We start from the raw sequence: 20,343 nt of genomic DNA on the forward strand, positions 1-20,343 counted from the left end.
TAATTATTTGCAATTAATATTAAATATATTTATAAATATAAATCTATAACATAAATAAAATTGGAGGAAATAAAAAATGATATATGAAGGAAAACTTATTGGAAAAGATTTAAAGATAGGTATAATAAATTCTCGTTTTAATGAATTTATAACATCAAAACTTTTATCAGGTGCTGAAGATTGCCTTTTAAGACATGATGTTTCTCCAGAAAATATAGAAATAGCTTGGGTACCTGGAGCTTTTGAAATCCCTCTTGTTGCTCAAAAAATGTCTAAAAGTGGTAAGTATGATGCTATAATCTGTTTAGGATGTGTTATAAGAGGAGCTACATCTCATTATGATTATGTATGTAGCGAAGTATCTAAGGGTATAGCAAAAGTATCTTTAGACAATGAATTGCCTGTTATTTTTGGAATCGTAACTACAGAAAATATTGAACAAGCCATTGAAAGAGCAGGTACAAAGGCTGGGAATAAAGGTTATGATTGCGCTATGAGTGCATTAGAAATGGTAAATTTATTTAAATCTCTAGATTAAACAATGTCATTATTAAATAGTAGTATTGATTAAATATTAAAATCTGTCTAAATAACATAAAATACTAAATACCAAAAGGACAAAACATATTTGTTCTTTTGGTACTTAATAATTTCAAATATAATATATCTAACCTCCTACCCATTAGAATATATAAAACCTGTATACTTTTATATACTAACAATTCTATCTTGATGTATTTTTTTCAATACATAGTTTTTTGAAATTATTTATAATATCATCTACCTGAACTATCTCTCCAATATCTTCATAATTATTAGAGCTTCCTATATTATTCACATATATTTTTAACTCAGAATATACACAATCATTATGTAAGTTTTTAATGATATAAGACAGATTCTTAAAATCAATCTCATTGTAATCAAAAAAATCTACTGCTTCAGCTCCTCCATTTTTTACATATGAAATGGCAATTGCTCTACTTGTAAAGGATATGGAAATATAATTTTCTTCACAATTACTCAAAACAATATTTTGTTTAGAAAAAATTATTTTGCGACATCCTAACTGCATAAAAAATTCTTGCAATATTTTTATGTCTATACTTAATGCATCATCTGGAATTAATATATACAAAGCTGATTTCTTAATAGAAACTTTTGCTTGTATATCTCTAATAAATTTTTCAGTCTCTCCTTCAAATAGATAATAATAAAAAGGCACATTTGGAATGGGGTGTATTGAAAATGATACACTCTCTTTTAGGTCATTATCTTTATTATAAAAAATAAAACAATCATGGCATACTACAACAATATATTCCTTCTTATTGAACAATTTGCATACCCCCTCTAAGATATAAATTAATCATCAAAGTTACTTTAAAAATCTTAAAATAATTATAAATACGACTCTAAATATAAAATACCACAAAGATATATATATTACTATTAAAGCTATTGTTTTTATTTATAACATAGATTAATACTATACTAATTATCTATTTTATTATTTTTTTAATATACAATACAATATAATTAAGAGTAAGTGGCAATAAAATACTATGATTTAATATGTGCTTATTAAATATTTATGAGGAGAATAAATTATGAAAACATATTCAATACAAGATTTAACACCAGATAAACGTAACCTTATAGAAAAATATTCTCTTACTTTAAATGAGAATTTAATTTGGGAGTTTAAACATGGTAAATACCACACTATAAAATACTTCACACACAAGTTTGCAGTTAAAGAATCTGTTCTGGCTCTTTTGTTCAACATACACAAATTGTGCTATGCTAAAATAAAATACTTTGAGTCAAATTTTTCAAAATATGAACCTTATAAGTACAGTTATCAAGATGGATTTGTTAAATGTGAAATATATGATATGAGTTTTATGTTGCATAAATACAGTAATATAATGATAGATTTGAGAAATTTACAAGAAATCAAAACTATAGAAGAGTTTAGATTATTTTGTAATCACTTAGAAAGTTTTGAATACAATTTACAAGACTTAATTATATAACATTTTAGAGAAAATAAATCTTAGGAAAAAATTTATAGTAAGTAAACTATTTTAAAAAATAAACTATATAATAAAAAATATTACTGGAATTAAAAATTCCAGTAATATAAATTAATTAAATATTTTATTTATATAACTTACGTGTACTTCAATCTATCAAAATAGTTTTGTGATTTCTTATCCTAAATTTTCCTCTGGTAATTCCTTGTGCCACTCTGATACATTTTCTAAACCTTCTATTTCATCTGCAATAAATACAGGGTCTTTTATTCCAGATTTTTTTTGACTTGTGTAATCTTTTAAAGCGATAAATGCATACTTTCCTAAAAGCGATATTGCGATTAAGTTTATTATAGCCATCAATGCCATAAATAAGTCTGCTAGATTCCAAACTACTTCTACTTGAGTAAGAGAACCAAATAAAACCATACCTACAACGAAAACTCTAAATATATTAAGTTTAGTCTTGCTTCCACTCATAAATTCCATATTTGATTCTCCATAATAGTAATTACCTACTATAGAACTAAATGCAAATAAGAATATACAAACTGCTATAAATATGTTCCCCATTGGTCCTATATGATGAGTTAAAGCTTCTTGAGCTAATTCAATTCCAGTTGCGCCACTACTAGCATAATCTGAATATAATAATACCATAAATGCTGTACAGCTACATATGATTATAGTATCAGTAAAAACACCTAAAGATTGAATTAAACCTTGTTTTACTGGATGAGTTACATGTGCTGTTGCAGCAGCATTAGGAGCACTCCCCATACCTGCTTCATTAGAGAATAGACCTCTCTTCACTCCAGTCATTACAACTCCCATAAAAGTACCAATTGCCATTCCTTTAAAATCAAATGCACTTTCAACTATTAACGCTATAATTTTTGGTATCTCTGTTATATTCATTCCAACTATAGCTAAAGCAACCAATATATATAATCCTGCAAATACAGGAACTATTATCTCAGAAACTTTTGCAACTCTATGTACTCCACCAAAAATAACTATTGCAGTTAAAATTCCAAGACCTATTCCCATAGCCATTTTACTTATTCCAAATGCATTATTAAATGCAAGCGAAACAGTATTTGCTTGAACTGCATTGAATACAAAACCATAACATATAGTTATAAGTATTGAAAATAAAACTCCCATCCATTTCTTATTTAGACCTTGCTCCATATAATATGCTGGACCACCTCTAAAAGCTTGACCATTTTTAACTTTGTAAATCTGAGCTAATGTACTCTCAACAAAGCTAGAAGCAGAACCAATTAATGCTATAAGCCACATCCAAAATACAGCACCAGGACCACCTGCCACTACTGCAATTGCTATTCCAGCTATATTTCCAGTCCCAACTCTTGAAGATGTACTTATACAAAATGCTTGGAATGAAGATATTTTCCCTTCCTTTTTTGCATTTTTATTTGCTGTACCATCACCCAGAAGCCTAAACATTTCTATAAAATATCTGAATTGTACAAAATTTGTTTTAATAGTAAAGTAAATACCAACTACAACCAACATTATAATTAAGATATACGACCATAAGTAATTGTTTACAAATACTACTGCATTATTAATGCCTGTTAAAATACCATTTAAAAAATCCATTATATTAATTACCCCCTATTTAGTTTTGTTTTCTTAATAAATCTTAAAATCAAAAAAATGAATAATTCCTTGTTAAAAATTCATTAATTTAATTATAATATTTATAAAATCAAATTACAAGGTTTGAAATGAATAATTTTTTTAATATATTGCAGTTTTATATTCAAAATCAAATTTTTTTTATTGTTTTTATAATATAGATATATTTAATATTTTATAATTACTGCTAGATACAATAAATTCTTTTTCTAAGAGTATATTTTTTTGTTTGTCGTTTAATATTATTATTAATGAGATTATTTTAAAATTTATTTAAATAACAAAAATTTTCTTTAAATTCTGTCAATTTTCCGGAAACTTTGTTAAATAATATACTTTTATGCATCCATTGAAAAAACAATAAAAAAGTAATACTATATATAGTACTAGCATTAGGCACAAAATAATACAAATGGAGGTACTTATATTATGGAATTTCAACAAATAATAGCTATATGTATATTTTTAATAGTTATGGCAGCTATTATTACAGAGAAGGTAAACCGATCTGTAGCAGCTGTTGGTGGTGCACTATTAATGATAATTTTCAATATACTTACACTTGATGAAGGATTGAGCCATATAGATTTCAACACTATTGGTGTATTAGTTGGTATGATGCTATTTGTCGCTGTTGTCAAAAACTCAGGGCTATTTGAATACATAGCTATCTGGACTGCAAAGAAAGCCAAAGGAGACCCGTGGAAAATAATGATTTGTTTTGCTATTATAACGGCTATTTTATCTGCTATATTAGATAATGTTACCACTGTCTTACTTATTGGTCCAATGACTATAGTTATCACACAAATATTGGGGCTTAATCCAGTTCCCTTTTTAATAACACAAATTTTAGCTTCCAATATAGGAGGAACATCTACTCTTATAGGTGACCCTCCAAATATTATGATTGGTAGTGCTGCTAATCTTAGTTTTATGGATTTTGTAATAAATTTAGGCCCTGCTGTTATAGTAATACTTATTGTAACTATAATATGCTTCAAATTTATTTATGGCAAACAACTTATTGTAGATGACAAAGCTAAAAATACAATATTAAAACTCGATGAAAAAAAATCTGTCAAAGATAAACCATTACTTATAAAAAGTCTTATAGTAATAGCATTTATACTTTTTGGTTTCATGTTTCACAGTACAATACACATAGACTCTTCTGTTGTTGCACTAACAGGAGCATCTATAATGCTTCTTATAGGAAAACAAGATGTAGATGAAATTATGGCTGGTATTGAATGGTCTACAATTTTATTTTTTATGGGCTTGTTTGTAGTAGTTGGTGGATTAGTAGAAGTTGGCATAATAAACAAATTAGCTCAAGCATTGATTGGACTTACAGAAGGCCATCTTGTCTTTACAATGTTATTAATATTATGGTTATCAGCAATAGTTTCTTCTTTCTTAGATAATATTCCATTTGTTGCAACATTAATTCCTCTTATTTTGACTATGCAAGCTGAAGGAATTGATGTTATGCCATTATGGTGGGCGACATCTCTTGGAGCTTGTCTTGGAGGAAATGGTACATTGATAGGAGCATCTGCCAATGTTGTACTAGCAGGTATAGGTAATAAACATGGGCATCCTATATCTTTTAAAGAGTATTTTAAGATAGGTTTTCCGCTTATGATTATATCTATTATTATATCTACTTTTTATTTAATTATAAAATTTTAAAAAATATAGTATAATAATACTAAAGGGGATGTGTATATATGAATATTAATACTGTTCAAGGAGATTCAATTGAAGTTCTTTTAAGGCAACTTGGAGCAACAAAAATATCAAAAGTAAGTAGTACATTGTATTTTATCAAGTTTGATTTAGGAGACAATTGGGAAATATCTTATACTTATAATATTAATGCTAAAGATCAATATTTTTTACAAAGAATTGAACCATATCCTATTGGTAGAGGTCTGTTTAACGATGAATATGAAATAATGTCATTTATATCAAAGGATTTAAACAAATTTTTAAATGCTAAGAATAGTAGTAACTTCAAAACATTTGTTGAAGTTACTAGGAAAGTTAATTCTATCATTGATAATGTAGAGGAGCTATTTTTAAACTACAATGTGGATGGTGATGATTTGAAAACACTTAATAAAGAACTTAATGACATACTAAATGATATTAACTATATAGAGCAACATACAAAAAAAATCTAGTTTAGTATACTTATAAACTTTAAAATCCACCAGAAAATCATGAAAACCTAAATTTGAAAATTTGAAATGCAAAACTTTATTTATCAAAAAAGAAAATAGCTGATGAAGCATATGCTTCATCAGCTATCTTATTTTTAATGATGTCCACATCCATCATGTGAACAAGTATGATTTGATGGAAATTCTACTAATTTTCCATTTTTAAGTAAGTCTAGATTATCACTTATAGTATCTGCTTCTGCTCTATAAACTTTGATTCCCATACCATTTAATTTAACTATAGCACCTTGTCCTATTCCTCCAACTACTACTGCATCCACAACTGTGCCTGATAATGCTTTTAGTGGTTGACACTTTCCATGCTCATGACCTAAATCTCCATTATCTAGAGATTTAACTTCTCCACTCTCTAAATCACACACAACAAAAATTGGAGCAGAACCAAAATGACCATATGGTTTACTATCCAATCCTTTATTCTCTTCTACTGGTATACATACTTTCATTATTATTTCTCCCTTCTCTTACAACATTTTTTAATAGATTTACACTCTTTACTACATCCTAGATGTATTGTATTTATATCAAATACATCTATAAAGCTTTCACTAGAATTACTTAACATAGAGTTTATAAAATCTACACATATATTAAATGATTCTTTATTAATATGATATAAAACGTAGTATCCTTCTTTATGCCCTGTTATTATTCCAACATCTTTTAATATTTTTATATGTTGTGAAACAGCAGAATCTGAAATTCCTAGATATTTAGAAATTCCTTTTTGGCATATATTTCTCTTAGATACTAATATAAGTATGTTAATTCTAGTTTCATCACTCAATGCTTTAAATATTTTAACCAAATTTTCCATAAATACCTCTTTTTGATTAAGTAATTACTTAATTAAATTATAGTACTCTTAATTAGATTTTTCAACCATTATTTTTAAATTTTGGGATATATTATAAATAATTTAGATATTTATTATTATAATTTTAGAAATTTCTCAAATAAATATACTTAAAAATACATTTAAGATAATTTAAAGAAGAAGAATTAATAAATAAAAAACTGCTTTAAAATAATTTTATTATTTTAAAGCAGTTTTTTATAAATATGTTTAAAAAGTTACTCAGTATAAATATTAAATTCTCTTTAATTTATCTAAATAGTAAACAGCATTTAAAGCTGCTATTTGTCCTTGACCTGCTGCTTTTATATAAGAATATGGTTTTCCAACACAATCTCCAGCAGCAAAGCATCCATCTATACTAGTTTTCATATCATTATCAACTTTAATATGGATACCCTCAATTTCTATTCCAGGAATCAATGAACTTGGAGCTGTACTATCTTTTATAACGAATACTCCATCAACTTCAATGTGGTTTTCTTTAAAAGATATTTTGTTTACAAGTTTATCTCCATCTATTTTTACGGGTCTATCATGTATAACTTCAATAGATTCATCTAAGTTATCTGAACCTCTCATAAGATTCTCTTTTTTGTACATAGGTATAAAATAAGTTTTTGAAGTTAATTCACTTAAAAAATTTGCTTCTTCTTTAGATTCTTCATTATATCCTATAACTGCCACCTTTTTATTTCTATAAAGTGGTGCATCACATGTAGCACAATACCCTACTCCTCTGCCTAGAAATTCTTCTTCGCCTTTAATTGGTCTAGTGTATTCTACACCAGTGGCAAGAATTACAGTAGTAGCTTCATACATATCATTTCCAGACATTATTGCAAAGTATTCTCCCATAGCATAAATATTATTTATTCTCTTATTTTCAATTGAAATATCCATACTATCTATATGCGATTTAAACTTGTCTTTTAATTCATCTCCACTTATATCATAAAAACCTAAATAATTATCTATTGAAGGAGCTTTAACAAGCTTATTACTTAAATTATCACTACCAAACATGATAATTGTTTTATTTCTTATTTTTGCATTTATAGCAGCAGATAATCCAGCAGGACCACTACCTATTATAGCTATATCATATCTCATAACACTCACCCATTTTTTATAAATATGATTTTACTTTCATTTCAATTTTGTTCTTTGGCATAAATCCAATTAGTGTTTCTACTGGTTCTCCATCTTTAAATATAATCATAGTTGGCACTGTAGATACACTAAATTGTTGAGCTATTTCTAAACTCTCATCTATGTCAACTTTTACAAATCTAGCTTCATTTTTCATTTCTTCACCTAACTCTGCAAATACAGGCCCTAACATGTTACAAGGTCCACACCAAGTTGCAAAGAAATCCACTACAACTACTCCTTTACTACCTTCAACACTACTTCTAAATTCAGATGTATTTATAACTTTTGCCATTTTTTTAATCCTCCTATAAACTTTAATTATCCCTATACAATTATACTATGAAATTCATAAATATAATTTTACTTTTATAGGGTCTTTTTATATTTTATTTTATACTAATTAGTATACCCATTCTTTATTTCTAAAAACAGCTTTTTATATTTTTATTATTTTAACTTTTGTGGTATTGATAATTCAAATGTAGTTCCAATACCTATCTCTGAAGTTACATTTATATCAATATCCAAATTCAAACTAATCATACGAGCTATTGAAAGACCTATTCCAGACCCTTCTAAATCTTTATTTCTTACATTTTCACTTCTAAAAAATCTATCAAATATAAGAGGTATTTCTTCTTTTTTTATACCTATACCAGTGTCTCTTATAAGTAAAGTTACTTCATCTTCTATATCTTCTTTTAATTCTAATACTATCTCATCACCTTGTTTTGTGTATTTAAAAGCATTATCAATAAAAATTAATATAAGCTGTCTTAATTTATTTTTATCCGTTATTATAACTTTATTCTTAAGCTCAGAATTAAATACAAATTTTTTTTCCTGAAATTCTGCAATATCAATATAATCTTCTGATATTTCCTCAAGCAATCTTTCTAAATCTACTTCCTCCAAGTTGACTTTAACAATGGAATCTTCTTTAGTAAGAGACAATAAATCAGTTATCATTTTTTTAAGCCTTCTTGTCTCTTTCATTGCAGTAGCTATTGTTTCAACTTCATCATTTACTGTACTCTCTGGGGATTTTAACATACTTTCTAATTTTGATGAAACTATTGTTATTGGCGTTCTTAATTCATGAGAAGCATCTTGTATAAACTTAGCTTGATTTCTCCATGCAGTTTCTATTGGAATTAAAGCTTTTCTAGTAAGATACACAGCAACAAAGTAAGTAATTATTACAGAAATCAGTATACCAATTATAAGAACGGATGTAAGTTGCTTTAAAGAGTTCATCTCAGAGTCGATATTTCTAATTATCTGTATTTGATATCTTCCTACATCTACATTTAATTCTCTAAAGGTATATCCATTTTCTGTATATTTAAAAAATGAATTTTTCTTATCCAATCTTCTATCTGGAAGTAACTCATCAAAATACTCATTTTGAGTATAGTAACTTATTCTACCATCCTCATACACATAGACCATATCTTTTGGGTCTTTAAGTCTTATTGGATTTAAAAACGAGGTTCTTTTAAATTGAGAAACTATATATTCAAGCTCCTCATTTATCTCACTATCAATTCCACTATATGTTAATCCTCTAAAATATGAATATATAAATATAGAAAATATTATTAAAAAGCTACCCACTACAACAATATACATTTTTATTAGATGATTTTTAGTACTAGTGAATACATTCTTATTTATCATCGAATATATATCCTACCTTACGTTTAGTTTTAATATACTTATCATATCCATATTTACTGAGTTTTTTCCTTAGATTACTTACATATACCTCAACTATTTCAATGGTTGCATCTGAATCAATTCCCCATATTCTATCATAAATCTGCTCTTTTAATAAAATTGAACCCTTATTTAAGACAAAATATTCAAGCAAGTTAAACTGCTTATTTTGTAACTTTATTTCTTCTTTTTCAATATATACTCTTTTTTCTAATGTATCCAAATATAAAGATTTAAATTCTATTCCATTTCTTTCTTTTATTTTTCCATTAGTTCTTAATATAGCGTACACTCTTGCTACTAATTCTTCCATATAAAAAGGTTTTGTTAAATAATCATTAGCTCCTATGGTAAATGCTTCTACTTTATCATCTAATGCTTCTTTGGCTGTCAATATAAGCACAGGTGTGTCTATATTATTAACTCTCATTCTTTTTAAAATATCAATTCCATTTATGCTAGGAAGCATTAAATCTAAAATAACTAAATCATATATATTTTGATTAACTAAGTATAAAGCTTCTTCTCCATCTTCACATTTTTCAGTTTCAAAATGCTTACTAAGTTCTTCTACTACACTTTCTAAAAGTATTTTATTATCTTCAACTATCAAAACCTTCATAAATATCCCCTGCCTTTATTTGTCTATCTTAACTTTATGAGATTTTAAGTCAATATCTACATTGGCTTTTTCTTTTATATCATCGTATGTGTATCCCACTATTTCAACACTTTTTGCTTTTGTTGAACATAGTATATCTATATCTGTCTCTTCTGAAGCCTTTAAAATTTTATATGATGGTATACGATTTACCACTAAATATTCTCCATTTTCATTAACTTCTGCTGTCTTAAGGATAATATTTCCTAAATCTTTTGATGATGAATTTTTCACTTTTATTTGATATGTGATTCCCTCTTTTGATTCATTTACTTTTTTAAGTTCTGATGTAGATAATACCTCATACTGACTACTATTTTCTAGCTTAATATTATTATTTCTTATATTAATATCATTTTCTTTTAAATTAATATACACAATCTTACCTTCTGCTTCATACTCATATGCATAAACTTCCACACTCTTTGTAAAAGTTTTGTGCGCACACTCTACATAAGCAACTTTACCAGGCATTAGAGTCATATCCAACAAAGCCTTACTATCTGAGGAAATAATTTTTTTATTCTCATCATATTCATTATATACTAATTCAATATTTGATATATTAAATGTCGAATTATTTTCTATCTTTGTGGATGTGTCTACTTTATCACCTTCATCTACATTTATAATCTCTGATTTACCTATATTTAATACTTTTGCATTTTCCTCATCTATTTTTACCTCATTCTTATCTTCAACTTGAATACCAGCTGAATCTTCCTTATCTTCAGATTGAATATCAGCTGAATCAGGTTGTTCATCTTTTTCGCATGCTGTAAGTGTAAAAACAAATATTGTTAATATAATCATTAAAAAAATTGATTTTTTTATTATCTTATTCATATTAAGCACCTCATATAGTAATATTTTATAGTAGATTTTTATACTTTTTCATAAATTCTTTCAATGCTTGTGTAAGTATTTGATGCTTTTCAAAGTTTGAATTACTACAAAGTCTTTCAAAATCATTCCATGTTTCTTTATCTATACGTATTCTTGTTGTTTTTAATTCATCTATGGATTCATCATCTATATGTACATCTTTTTTATTAGATATTTTTTTTGGCTTTATATTATAATCCTTTACCTCTAAATACCAATCATATACTTCACAAAGCTTATCTAAGTCTTCCTGAGTTATATTTATTTTTCTATCTTTTTTAGGCTTAACATTTTTTTTTGACTTTGTATTTTTTAAATCAGTATCATTAAACTTGATTTGTTCAATGCCTTTACTCAAAACCTTTTCATTAGAATTCTTTTTTTTGGTGCTTACTTTTTTTCTATTACTTATATTTTTTTTAAAATTTTCTTCTTCCAAGTTTTTCTTATCCAGATTTTCATTATAATTTAATTCGTCTTTTAATATGTATTTACCTTTTTCTGATTTATATCCTTTTTTATTTAAAAAATTTCTTAAAGTACTTTGACTAATTTTTAGATTTTGAGCTATCTCTGTAAACTTAATCCCCTTACTTTGAAGTTCTAAAAATTTGTCAATTCTTTCCTCGTTGTTATTCATTAATACTCCTCCGTCAATATCTTCTTGTCTTTCTCTTCATTCCCCTTATTATATTTTTCTTTTCTGAATCTACCCTATTAGATTCAATTATTTTTTGCAACATTTTATTATACGTAAAATCATCTAAGTTATTATTTTTTATATAGAGAAATGTTTCTTCTTCATATTTAATAAAACAAATTGATAGCAACCACGCCATTCCCATTTTAACATAATATTCTTCACTTTGTATATTGTTACAACATTCAAAGATTTCTTCAATATGTTTATCATCAACATAATATATTAAAAATATAACTAATGCAAATCTAATTTCCCATGGATTTTCTGAATAAACATATTTTTTAAGTATATCATACATGTTTTCTTTATATTTTTTTGTACATTTCAAGCCACAACAGAATCCATCACAAACTGACCAATTATTAATTTTAGGTATAAACCTTTCTATATAATATAGAGTCTCTTCAAATGTGCTATTTATATTACCAATTACCATACCTTGTAATACAGTTTCTTCATAATATGTATCCTCCGATACATTTAAGAATTCCTTCCAATTTCCTTTACTTATTTCTTTAGATAACTCTCTCAAATTAGGAACCCTAATCCCTATTATATTTTCTGTATTTGGTATGAGCTTTTTATTAAAATCTCTATACTTGATATCTTGTATAGATTTCATATATTCTAGGAGCTTCTTATACTCTAATTTATTCCATTTTTCCCTATTAAACATCATTTATTTACTCCTTAATTCCTTTTCCTTATTGTAACATAAAAGTACATAAAAAAAAGCTTCCAAGTATCAGAAGCCTTTTTAAAAATATACTAAATTTTTTAAGTTAAAGTTTAAATTAAATTAATATTTACTACAATATAATACAGACTTAAAAACTTTACTAATCTCCAACACCAAAATCTGTATTATTATATAAAACCTCTATATTTGGATTTTCATCTAAATATTTATATTTATTAGTGAACCACTTAACTAACTCTTCATCCCTTTTGATACTTGAAGAATTATTTATAAAAACATTCACAGTTGCTTTTTCAAAATCATTTGATATAATCTCTATATCCCTATCTATCATCTCTTTTGTTTGACCTTTAATTCCTACCATAATACAAGGCGAATCGAAATAGTCTTTTACATCTTGTGGTGTTTTAAATTTTGCATTTTTATTTAAAATGTTATTTCTAAAATCATTGTCAAAAGTCTCAACTCCAATTTTAAATACTATAGGAATTCCAAAATAGTCTCTCATCTCTTTAATCCTATTTTTGTAAGACCAATGACTTTCTAAAAATAATTTTTTTATTTTCTTCTCTTTTATAATACATTTTATTTCTGCTAAAGTATCTTTTGGTAATTCAAAACAACTACCAGAGTTTATGACTTCAAGAACTCCATATTTTCCAGTTATATTTTTCAAAATCTCTATATTTAACCTGTTCATTTCTTCTTCTAAATTAGAATTATCATCTATATAATCACAAAAAGAACACTTTCCCCATATACAAGGAAATCCTTTAAGTAAAACAATTTCTCTTTGATTTTTATTTGTTATTTCACTATATCTATCCATTTTTTCTATCTTCCTCCAGTCAATGATAGTTTTAAAGTTTTTGGAACTGCATTTAATCCTAAGTTCACTAAAACAACTGCTACCAATTTGTCTGCATAGTCTGTTAATACTTGAGTTACAAATACACTAAATACATCTCCTAATCCTAATACTTTCAAAATTTGTACTATGTAGGAAGAACCTGATGATGTCATACCTCCAAAGAGAAAAGCTGAAATTATTGAACTTATTATAGAGGTTGGAATAGCAAATAACAATACCCCTAATGGAGTTTTTAATCCATTTAAAAAATTCTTTTTAAATGCTATTCCAGCAAGTAAACCTGTTGATATCTGAACTGGTGCAAAGTAAAGAGAATACACATCAAATGTAATTCCACTTATTAAACTTCCAAACACACCTGTAACTACAGCGTATTTAGGACCTAAAAGCGATGCTATCATTATAGTTCCTATTGAATCTAAGTATATAGGTAATCTTAACCCCATAGCTATAAACGCCCCTATTATATTTATAGAGATACCAAAAGCTATAAGTGTAATAGTTTTTACACATATTTTTCTTTTCACACTATATCACTCCTTCCACAGAGTCTATAATGTCTTCATAACCTTTGAAAAGCCTCTTCAAAAACATATACATAAACTTCTTTTCATCAACTTCATTTAGAACAATTGCATTAGGATATTTTTTATAGAAATTAAAAGAATCCACTATAGATTGACCCATAGCTATACCATCTTCTACGACTTCTACATATGATTCAAATCCTTTACAAATACTTCTATCTACAAAGTATGCTACTGCTAGAGGGTCATTTATCACACAGCCAATTATTCCTTCCTGCTCCCAATGGAAATCAATATAAAACCTAGTTATTTCAGTTATATACTTTGCCATTTTCTCATCAAGTCTATTTATAAACTCAATAATATTAGGAGTAAGTACAATTTTTCTAGTTACATCCAAACCTACCATGTGAATTTTTTTAGATAAATTCTTGTAAACATAATCCGCTCCATGTGGGTCTACCCAATAGTTAAACTCTGCTACTGGAGAGCAATTTCCATGAATTCTAAATGCTCCTCCCATAGACACAAACTCATCAAGATTTTCAAAGACTTCTTTATCTTTCATAAGTGCCTTAGCTATATTTGTAAGTGGTGCAAGTGCTATTATTGATACTTTTTCATGATTACGTAAAGTATTTATTATAAAATCTACTGCCCCATCTTTTACTTTAGCTCCTGTCACTTTTTGATAAAAGTTTTCTCCAATACCATCTTCTCCATGTGTATCTTGAGCTGTTACAAGTTTTCTTTTTAGTGGTGCTTCCTCTCCTTTATATACTGGTATATTTAGTGAAGAGCACATTTGAAGTGTTTTTAGTGCATTTTCTGCACCTACATTTGCTGGAACATTTCCACAACATGTGGTAATTCCAAGTACTTCTAGCTCTGGTGAGTTTAAAGCTAGAAGAATGGCCAAAGAATCATCAATTCCTGGGTCACAATCAATTATTACTTTTCTTTTTTCCATACTTTTATCCTCCTTGATTTGTGGTCGAGGAGAACTACACATCTTTTTTCCACTTTCAAAAAGGTGTGTCTAAGGGTATTAATTATATACTGCCACTATATAATTCCTTAGTTTTTTATACTTGGAGTTCTCGAACAAGTACAGATGTTAGTATTGTTTTAGTCTATTTATTGTAGACCTACAAAAAAGTTCCATCTGATTTAATAACTACAAAATGAATTTTGTAGTATAAAAGAATTTATTATATTTTGATGTGTCTTGTTAAAGTTTATTTAAAATTATAAGCTAACTTTAACAAAATGTGGCACTTTTAAACCGATTATTATTATACAACAATAGTTGAACTATTACAATTAATAACTTAAAGATTTCAGCTATAAAAATTTATTAAATTATATTATTCATAGTTTATTGACAATATTAAATATAAAGCATATAATTACATTGTAAATTAAATTAACACTGTTAAGTTATGAGGTGATTATATGAGTATTAAAGCAAGACGTGAAAATGAAAAAGCAGAAATGAAGAAAAAAATTATGGATGCTAGCATAGAAATTATCAATCAATATGGATATGAAAATTTATCAATAAGAAAAATTGCTTCAAAAATAGATTATTCTCCAACTACAATTTACCTTTACTACAAAGACAAGGCAGAGATTATCAGCGATATGACAAAAAAACTTTATAACACTGTAGAAAGTAATGCTATTGATATTATACATAATTGCTCATCTCTCCCAATAGATAAGCAAATCATAGAAATTATGACTAGTTTTATAAAGACTCTTTCAAGTGAACCTGAAATGTCAAAAGCTATTATGCATAGTAGGATGAACATTATATTTGCATCTGAAAGTACAAATAGTGAACCTACTAATAATGGTATAGAAATACTAGATGAGCTTCTTTTCCTTGGAATTGATCAGGGTATATTTAAACAAAACGTAGATAAAACTTCATGGATGCTTATAAGTGCACTATTAGGATTTGTTTTATGTATTGTTGAAAATCAATTGTATTCCTTACATAATTTCACTCAAATTATAGAGAATTTCTTAGATATTTTAGTAGGAGGGCTTTACAATGAAAAACCACAATGAAACTAATAAGAAGAAAAAAGTTTTTAAAATATCTATAATCCTATTTCTTGTGTTTATATGCATTATTATTTTGATTATAACTAACTTAAAGCCAGAAAAATTAGTGGTAAAAAATATAAACCCTGCTAATGTGAAAAATGGTATTTATACAGGAAGTGCTGATAATAAACTTGTGAAGGCTACTGTATCTGTTGAAGTTAATAATGGCAGAATTAAAAATATTAAGATACTAGAACATGACACTCTTTTAGGTAAACCTGGTGAAAAAATCATAAAAAATATAGTTGAACAACAATCTTTAGAAGTAGATGCTATAACATCTGCGACTTATAGCAGTGATACTATACGAAAGGCTGTAGAAAATGCTTTGAGAAAGGGAGAATAAATATGAATACTATTATTATATACTCAAGTAAATATGGTTGTACGAAAGACTGTGCAAACATACTAAAAAATAAACTATCAGACAATATCACTATTGTTGATATCAATGATAGTAATCCTAAAATTGAATTATCAAAATTTGATACAATTATTATTGGAAGTTCTATATATGTTGGTTCAGTTTCAAAAAAGATTCGTATATTGTGTAATGATAATATAGAATTATTAAACAAAAAACGAGTTGGTGTATTCCTTTGTTGTGGATTTTCTGAACAGGCAGATAAATATCTAAAATCAAACTTTCCAGCATCTTTATTAGAAAATGCAAATGCAATTGGAATTTTTGGTAGTGAAGCTCGATTAGAAAAGATGAAATTTTTAGATAAGCTTATTATGAAGTCGGTTTCAAAAGGTAATTATGACAGTTTTAAAATATCACAAGATAGTATAGACGATTTTTTAAGAAATCTTAATAAATAAAATTATTTATTTCAAATCTCCTTACAAGATAAAAAAATTATCTAAAATGTAGTATTATAAATATACTCTGAAGTTTGTAAATATTGATAAAGTAGTTATATATCTATACAATATTATATATTATACAATATTTTCTTATATTTATTTAGACCTATGTATTATATAAGAAAATTCTACTACATTTATTATATTGGAGATGATATTTATGAAATATATTGAAATTAGGATTGCTAATGAAATGGATGCAGAAGAAATATTGGAAATATATACTCCATATATTACTGATACTGCAATTACTTTTGAGTATAGCATTCCAAGCATTGATGATTTTAAAAACAGAATAAAAGAAATCTGTTCAAAATATCCTTACCTAGTCTGTTTAATTAATAAAAAAATTGTTGGATATGCCTATGCTCATGAACACAATGAACGAACTGCTTATCAATGGAATGTTGAATTATCAATTTATGTTGATAATAAATTTATTAGTAATAAAATAGGAATTGCTCTTTATAATTCAATCATAGATATATTGAAGTTACAAAATATTCAAAATTTGTATGCTAGTATTACGTCACCAAATATAAAAAGCGAAAAACTTCATCAAAGATTTGGTTTCAAACTATGTGGGATTTATCACAATACAGGATATAAATTTGATTGTTGGTATGATGTTATGTTGTTTGAAAAACATATAGGTAATCACTCTAAAAATCCTAATTCTATAAAAACAATCAAACAAGTTAATTCCAAAGAAATAGCTGCTATTTTAAATGAGAATATTAATTTAATAGCACTTTAGATTTAATATAATTTAATCTATAAAATATGAACAAAAGAAAAAATAGGGAAGATATTTAAAATATTTATTTTAATATTTTAAACATCTTCTCTATTTTTTTCTTAAATTTCATAATAATAGTCTTATTAAAGCAAATACTATAAAAAGAGTTTATCTTTATTTACTAACCGAATTTAAATTTAAAATATAGAAAAATGGAAGGAGAATAATTCATGATAAAATTAATTGGTATCTTGATAGTCGTAATTGGTTTTATACTTAAAATGGATACACTATTTACTGTATTATTAGCAGGCATAGCAACAGGGATTGTTGCAGGATTAGACTTTAATCAAATCTTTACAATCTTGGGTGACTCTTTTGTTTCAAACAGAGGTGTATCATTATTCATACTAACATTACCAGTAATTGGTGTGTTAGAAAGATATGGATTGAAACAAAGAGCTGTTTCCTTAATAGAAAAATTAAAGAAACTTACAACAGGAAAAGTACTTACTATATATATGATAGCTAGACAAGTAGCTGGTGCTCTATCAATAAGAATGAGTGGACACCCTCAGTTTGTGAGACCACTCGTTAATCCGATGGCACAAGCTGCTGGTTTAAGTAATAGTGATGAACTAAAAGAATCTGATGAAGAAGCTATAAAAGCATTGTCTGCTGCATCAGAAAACTATGGAAACTTTTATGGTCAAAATCTATTTGCAGGTAGTAGTGGAGTATTGCTTATAGCTTCTACACTGACTCAGTTCGGATACAATGTAACTGGACTTAACATTGTAAAGGCCAATATTATCATGGCAGTAATAGCACTTGTAGTTGCTACAATTCAATTTACTTTATATGATAAGAAATTAAATAAGAGTCACAAGAGATAGATTTATTTAGGAGGAATAAAAATGCAAAATTTTATAAATATATCATTAGAAGTTTTTTATGCACTGATGGGTTTTCTGATGGTTGTAATAGCATATAGGTCTTTTACTACAATAGATAACAATAAGAAATATGGTACATCATTATTTTGGATACTGATATCATTACCCTTCATATTTGGTAGACTGATTCCAGCTAATATAATCGGAATAATTCTAATATTATCTAGTTTTTTGACACTTTCCAAACAAGTTGTATTTGCAAAATATGAAGAACCAAATGAGAGTTTTGGGAAAGAACAAGCAGATAAACTTAAAAATAAAATATTTATACCCTCATTAATATTAGCATTTGCTGCAGTAGTTGTGGCTATGAGCCTTACTAATTTTGACAATTCTTCACAGTTCGCAATAGGTGTGGGTTCAATAATTGCATTAATATCAGCTCTTATAATAACTAAAGCAAAGCCTACTACATCAGTTCAAGATGGCTCAAGATTACTTCAGCAAATGGGACCTGCTAGTATGTTACCACAACTTTTGGTTGCATTAGGCGCTCTATTTACTCAAGCTGGAGTTGGTGAAGTCATTTCAAATATGATATCTGGTGTAGTCCCTGCTGATAACAGATTATTTGGTGTTATAGCATATGTATTAGGTATGGTTATATTTACTATGATAATGGGAAATGCATTTGCTGCGTTTTCAGTCATAACAGCAGGAATTGGAATTCCTTTCGTATTGTCTCAAGGTGGAAATCCTGCTATAATTGGAGCACTAGCATTAACAGCAGGATATTGTGGAACTTTACTTACTCCAATGGCTGCTAATTTTAATATAGTTCCAGCAGCTTTACTTGAATGCAAAAACGACTACATTGTTATAAAATACCAGGCACCAGTTGCTTTAGTATTAATTATAGCTCACATATTAGTAATGTATTTTTTAGGATTTTAATACAATTAGGAGGTAAAATAATGAAAATTTTATTAACAGGATTCGACCCATTTGGTGGAGAACCAATAAATCCAGCTCAAGAAGCAGTTGAAAGGGTTAATGATAATATAAATGGCGCAGAAATTATAAAAATAACTATACCAACAGTTATGACAAAATCTGTTGAAGCTATAGATAAAGCTATCCAACAGCACAATCCAGATATAGTAATATCAGTTGGACAAGCTGGAGGTAGATTTGATATTACTCCTGAGAGGGTAGCTATAAATGTAGATGACTTTAGAATAAAAGATAATGAAGGTAACCAAGTCATAGATACTGTTATAAAAGAAGATGGTCAACCTGCATATTTTTCAAAATTACCTGTAAAAGCTATGGTAAAACATATGAATGAAAATAAAATTCCAGCAAGTGTTTCAAACACTGCAGGTACATTTGTTTGTAATCATGTAATGTATGGAATTCTTTACATGATAGACAAAAAATATCCTAATCTAAGAGGTGGCTTTATACACATACCATATATGACTTCACAGATAATAGATAAAAAGAATACACCTTTTATGTCTCTAGAAGAAATAGTGAAAGGCTTAGAATTAGCTGTGGAAGCTTGTACTATCTATAAAAATGATATAGAGGAAATTGGTGGTGAAATTTCATAATGACTCTTTGAATATTTTTATAAATTTCAAATAAGAGTTATTCAAGTAAAGACTGTAAGTAAATTTGTTTAGAT

The 20,343-nt window shown here is 27.1% G+C and carries 25 protein-coding genes and 1 riboswitch; of the genes, 11 read left to right on the top strand and 14 right to left on the bottom strand.

Annotation, left to right across the window (positions count from 1 at the left end; translation table 11 throughout):
• Positions 1–76 precede the first annotated feature (76 nt).
• Positions 77–538, top strand: a complete 462-nt coding sequence (gene ribE / locus KGF38_RS08180; protein ID WP_021384489.1) for a 6,7-dimethyl-8-ribityllumazine synthase — start codon at positions 77–79, stop codon at positions 536–538.
• 186 nt (positions 539–724) lie between these two features.
• Here ribE and KGF38_RS08185 read toward each other — a convergent pair whose 3' ends face one another.
• Positions 725–1,339 carry a hypothetical protein gene (locus KGF38_RS08185; RefSeq protein WP_074178309.1) on the bottom strand — a complete coding sequence of 205 codons (615 nt, stop codon included), beginning with the start codon at positions 1,337–1,339 and terminating at the stop codon, positions 725–727.
• 271 nt (positions 1,340–1,610) lie between these two features.
• Between KGF38_RS08185 and KGF38_RS08190 the strand changes: the two genes are divergently transcribed.
• Complete coding sequence (locus tag KGF38_RS08190; protein WP_074178310.1) at positions 1,611–2,039, top strand: hypothetical protein; 429 nt, start codon at positions 1,611–1,613, stop codon at positions 2,037–2,039.
• Positions 2,040–2,216: 177 nt separating this feature from the next.
• On the opposite strand, the gene KGF38_RS08195 is transcribed toward KGF38_RS08190, so the two are convergent.
• Positions 2,217–3,668, bottom strand: a complete 1,452-nt coding sequence (locus KGF38_RS08195; protein ID WP_074178311.1) for an alanine/glycine:cation symporter family protein — start codon at positions 3,666–3,668, stop codon at positions 2,217–2,219.
• A gap of 468 nt (positions 3,669–4,136) precedes the next feature.
• On the opposite strand from KGF38_RS08195, the gene KGF38_RS08200 reads away from it, so the two are divergent.
• Entirely contained in the window at positions 4,137–5,402 is a 1,266-nt protein-coding gene (locus KGF38_RS08200) for an ArsB/NhaD family transporter (protein ID WP_054270178.1), read from the top strand.
• A 38-nt stretch (positions 5,403–5,440) separates the two neighbouring features.
• Positions 5,441–5,896 carry a hypothetical protein gene (locus tag KGF38_RS08205; RefSeq protein ID WP_074178312.1) on the top strand — a complete coding sequence of 152 codons (456 nt, stop codon included), beginning with the start codon at positions 5,441–5,443 and terminating at the stop codon, positions 5,894–5,896.
• A gap of 134 nt (positions 5,897–6,030) precedes the next feature.
• On the opposite strand, the gene KGF38_RS08210 is transcribed toward KGF38_RS08205, so the two are convergent.
• From KGF38_RS08210 to KGF38_RS08265, 12 genes are all read right to left on the bottom strand, one after another.
• Complete coding sequence (locus KGF38_RS08210) at positions 6,031–6,402, bottom strand: NifB/NifX family molybdenum-iron cluster-binding protein (protein WP_074178313.1); 372 nt, start codon at positions 6,400–6,402, stop codon at positions 6,031–6,033.
• Between the two features lie 2 nt (positions 6,403–6,404).
• A complete protein-coding gene (locus KGF38_RS08215) occupies positions 6,405–6,773 on the bottom strand; it encodes an ArsR/SmtB family transcription factor (protein ID WP_054270175.1) in 369 nt (122 codons plus the stop codon).
• Positions 6,774–7,046: 273 nt separating this feature from the next.
• Positions 7,047–7,925: an NAD(P)/FAD-dependent oxidoreductase gene (locus tag KGF38_RS08220; protein WP_176702449.1), complete on the bottom strand. Its 879-nt coding sequence runs from the start codon at positions 7,923–7,925 to the stop codon at positions 7,047–7,049.
• Positions 7,926–7,941: 16 nt separating this feature from the next.
• Complete coding sequence (gene trxA, locus KGF38_RS08225) at positions 7,942–8,259, bottom strand: thioredoxin (protein WP_021384467.1); 318 nt, start codon at positions 8,257–8,259, stop codon at positions 7,942–7,944.
• Between the two features lie 155 nt (positions 8,260–8,414).
• Positions 8,415–9,647, bottom strand: a complete 1,233-nt coding sequence (locus tag KGF38_RS08230) for a sensor histidine kinase (RefSeq protein ID WP_074178315.1) — start codon at positions 9,645–9,647, stop codon at positions 8,415–8,417.
• Entirely contained in the window at positions 9,637–10,308 is a 672-nt protein-coding gene (locus tag KGF38_RS08235) for a response regulator transcription factor (RefSeq protein ID WP_054270172.1), read from the bottom strand. Before KGF38_RS08235 ends, KGF38_RS08230 begins: the two co-directional genes overlap by 11 nt.
• A gap of 15 nt (positions 10,309–10,323) precedes the next feature.
• Positions 10,324–11,193 carry a hypothetical protein gene (locus tag KGF38_RS08240; protein ID WP_054276619.1) on the bottom strand — a complete coding sequence of 290 codons (870 nt, stop codon included), beginning with the start codon at positions 11,191–11,193 and terminating at the stop codon, positions 10,324–10,326.
• Between the two features lie 25 nt (positions 11,194–11,218).
• On the bottom strand, positions 11,219–11,872 hold the full coding sequence (locus tag KGF38_RS08245; RefSeq protein ID WP_074178317.1) for a DNA-binding protein: 654 nt from the start codon (positions 11,870–11,872) through the stop codon (positions 11,219–11,221).
• A gap of 13 nt (positions 11,873–11,885) precedes the next feature.
• Complete coding sequence (locus KGF38_RS08250; protein WP_227832298.1) at positions 11,886–12,614, bottom strand: DNA alkylation repair protein; 729 nt, start codon at positions 12,612–12,614, stop codon at positions 11,886–11,888.
• Positions 12,615–12,774: 160 nt separating this feature from the next.
• Positions 12,775–13,464, bottom strand: coding sequence for a radical SAM protein (locus KGF38_RS08255; RefSeq protein ID WP_074178318.1), 690 nt, complete (start codon positions 13,462–13,464; stop codon positions 12,775–12,777).
• A gap of 5 nt (positions 13,465–13,469) precedes the next feature.
• Positions 13,470–14,033 (bottom strand): ECF transporter S component, encoded by a 564-nt coding sequence (locus KGF38_RS08260; protein ID WP_074178319.1) that lies wholly within the window; start codon positions 14,031–14,033, stop codon positions 13,470–13,472.
• Between the two features lies 1 nt (position 14,034).
• Positions 14,035–15,003, bottom strand: a complete 969-nt coding sequence (locus KGF38_RS08265; protein ID WP_054270166.1) for a nucleoside hydrolase — start codon at positions 15,001–15,003, stop codon at positions 14,035–14,037.
• 101 nt (positions 15,004–15,104) lie between these two features.
• Positions 15,105–15,148, bottom strand: a riboswitch (PreQ1 riboswitch).
• A 340-nt stretch (positions 15,149–15,488) separates the two neighbouring features.
• Here KGF38_RS08265 and KGF38_RS08270 point away from each other — a divergent pair.
• The 7 genes from KGF38_RS08270 to pcp all read left to right on the top strand — a co-directional run bounded on the left by KGF38_RS08270 (position 15,489) and on the right by pcp (position 20,269).
• A complete protein-coding gene (locus tag KGF38_RS08270) occupies positions 15,489–16,109 on the top strand; it encodes a TetR/AcrR family transcriptional regulator (RefSeq protein ID WP_074178320.1) in 621 nt (206 codons plus the stop codon).
• Positions 16,093–16,494 carry an FMN-binding protein gene (locus KGF38_RS08275; RefSeq protein WP_054270164.1) on the top strand — a complete coding sequence of 134 codons (402 nt, stop codon included), beginning with the start codon at positions 16,093–16,095 and terminating at the stop codon, positions 16,492–16,494. Before KGF38_RS08270 ends, KGF38_RS08275 begins: the two co-directional genes overlap by 17 nt.
• A 2-nt stretch (positions 16,495–16,496) precedes the next feature.
• Positions 16,497–16,973 carry a flavodoxin domain-containing protein gene (locus KGF38_RS08280; protein WP_054270163.1) on the top strand — a complete coding sequence of 159 codons (477 nt, stop codon included), beginning with the start codon at positions 16,497–16,499 and terminating at the stop codon, positions 16,971–16,973.
• A 205-nt stretch (positions 16,974–17,178) separates the two neighbouring features.
• Entirely contained in the window at positions 17,179–17,775 is a 597-nt protein-coding gene (locus tag KGF38_RS08285; protein ID WP_074178321.1) for a GNAT family N-acetyltransferase, read from the top strand.
• A 212-nt stretch (positions 17,776–17,987) separates the two neighbouring features.
• Positions 17,988–18,653: a DUF969 domain-containing protein gene (locus KGF38_RS08290; RefSeq protein WP_054270161.1), complete on the top strand. Its 666-nt coding sequence runs from the start codon at positions 17,988–17,990 to the stop codon at positions 18,651–18,653.
• Positions 18,654–18,674: 21 nt separating this feature from the next.
• Positions 18,675–19,607 carry a DUF979 domain-containing protein gene (locus KGF38_RS08295; protein WP_167640784.1) on the top strand — a complete coding sequence of 311 codons (933 nt, stop codon included), beginning with the start codon at positions 18,675–18,677 and terminating at the stop codon, positions 19,605–19,607.
• 20 nt (positions 19,608–19,627) lie between these two features.
• On the top strand, positions 19,628–20,269 hold the full coding sequence (pcp, locus tag KGF38_RS08300) for a pyroglutamyl-peptidase I (protein ID WP_223195854.1): 642 nt from the start codon (positions 19,628–19,630) through the stop codon (positions 20,267–20,269).
• Positions 20,270–20,343 lie beyond the last annotated feature (74 nt).

The sequence above is a fragment of the Clostridioides sp. ZZV14-6387 genome, from assembly GCF_020657835.1.
GTDB lineage: Bacteria > Bacillota > Clostridia > Peptostreptococcales > Peptostreptococcaceae > Clostridioides > Clostridioides difficile_A.

Bases quoted from the DNA above. Each gene is read 5' to 3' on its own strand.
- KGF38_RS08230 (WP_074178315.1), bottom strand. From the start codon at position 9,647: ATGATAAATAAGAATGTATTCACTAGTACTAAAAATCATCTAATAAAA.
- KGF38_RS08275 (WP_054270164.1), top strand. From the start codon at position 16,093: ATGAAAAACCACAATGAAACTAATAAGAAGAAAAAAGTTTTTAAAATA.
- KGF38_RS08255 (WP_074178318.1), bottom strand. From the start codon at position 13,464: ATGGATAGATATAGTGAAATAACAAATAAAAATCAAAGAGAAATTGTT.
- ribE (WP_021384489.1), top strand. From the start codon at position 77: ATGATATATGAAGGAAAACTTATTGGAAAAGATTTAAAGATAGGTATA.
- KGF38_RS08190 (WP_074178310.1), top strand. From the start codon at position 1,611: ATGAAAACATATTCAATACAAGATTTAACACCAGATAAACGTAACCTT.
- KGF38_RS08205 (WP_074178312.1), top strand. From the start codon at position 5,441: ATGAATATTAATACTGTTCAAGGAGATTCAATTGAAGTTCTTTTAAGG.
- KGF38_RS08265 (WP_054270166.1), bottom strand. From the start codon at position 15,003: ATGGAAAAAAGAAAAGTAATAATTGATTGTGACCCAGGAATTGATGAT.
- KGF38_RS08240 (WP_054276619.1), bottom strand. From the start codon at position 11,193: ATGAATAAGATAATAAAAAAATCAATTTTTTTAATGATTATATTAACA.
- KGF38_RS08235 (WP_054270172.1), bottom strand. From the start codon at position 10,308: ATGAAGGTTTTGATAGTTGAAGATAATAAAATACTTTTAGAAAGTGTA.
- trxA (WP_021384467.1), bottom strand. From the start codon at position 8,259: ATGGCAAAAGTTATAAATACATCTGAATTTAGAAGTAGTGTTGAAGGT.
- KGF38_RS08270 (WP_074178320.1), top strand. From the start codon at position 15,489: ATGAGTATTAAAGCAAGACGTGAAAATGAAAAAGCAGAAATGAAGAAA.
- KGF38_RS08290 (WP_054270161.1), top strand. From the start codon at position 17,988: ATGATAAAATTAATTGGTATCTTGATAGTCGTAATTGGTTTTATACTT.
- KGF38_RS08250 (WP_227832298.1), bottom strand. From the start codon at position 12,614: ATGATGTTTAATAGGGAAAAATGGAATAAATTAGAGTATAAGAAGCTC.
- KGF38_RS08285 (WP_074178321.1), top strand. From the start codon at position 17,179: ATGAAATATATTGAAATTAGGATTGCTAATGAAATGGATGCAGAAGAA.
- KGF38_RS08210 (WP_074178313.1), bottom strand. From the start codon at position 6,402: ATGAAAGTATGTATACCAGTAGAAGAGAATAAAGGATTGGATAGTAAA.
- pcp (WP_223195854.1), top strand. From the start codon at position 19,628: ATGAAAATTTTATTAACAGGATTCGACCCATTTGGTGGAGAACCAATA.
- KGF38_RS08215 (WP_054270175.1), bottom strand. From the start codon at position 6,773: ATGGAAAATTTGGTTAAAATATTTAAAGCATTGAGTGATGAAACTAGA.
- KGF38_RS08295 (WP_167640784.1), top strand. From the start codon at position 18,675: ATGCAAAATTTTATAAATATATCATTAGAAGTTTTTTATGCACTGATG.
- KGF38_RS08245 (WP_074178317.1), bottom strand. From the start codon at position 11,872: ATGAATAACAACGAGGAAAGAATTGACAAATTTTTAGAACTTCAAAGT.
- KGF38_RS08280 (WP_054270163.1), top strand. From the start codon at position 16,497: ATGAATACTATTATTATATACTCAAGTAAATATGGTTGTACGAAAGAC.
- KGF38_RS08200 (WP_054270178.1), top strand. From the start codon at position 4,137: ATGGAATTTCAACAAATAATAGCTATATGTATATTTTTAATAGTTATG.
- KGF38_RS08195 (WP_074178311.1), bottom strand. From the start codon at position 3,668: ATGGATTTTTTAAATGGTATTTTAACAGGCATTAATAATGCAGTAGTA.
- KGF38_RS08220 (WP_176702449.1), bottom strand. From the start codon at position 7,925: ATGAGATATGATATAGCTATAATAGGTAGTGGTCCTGCTGGATTATCT.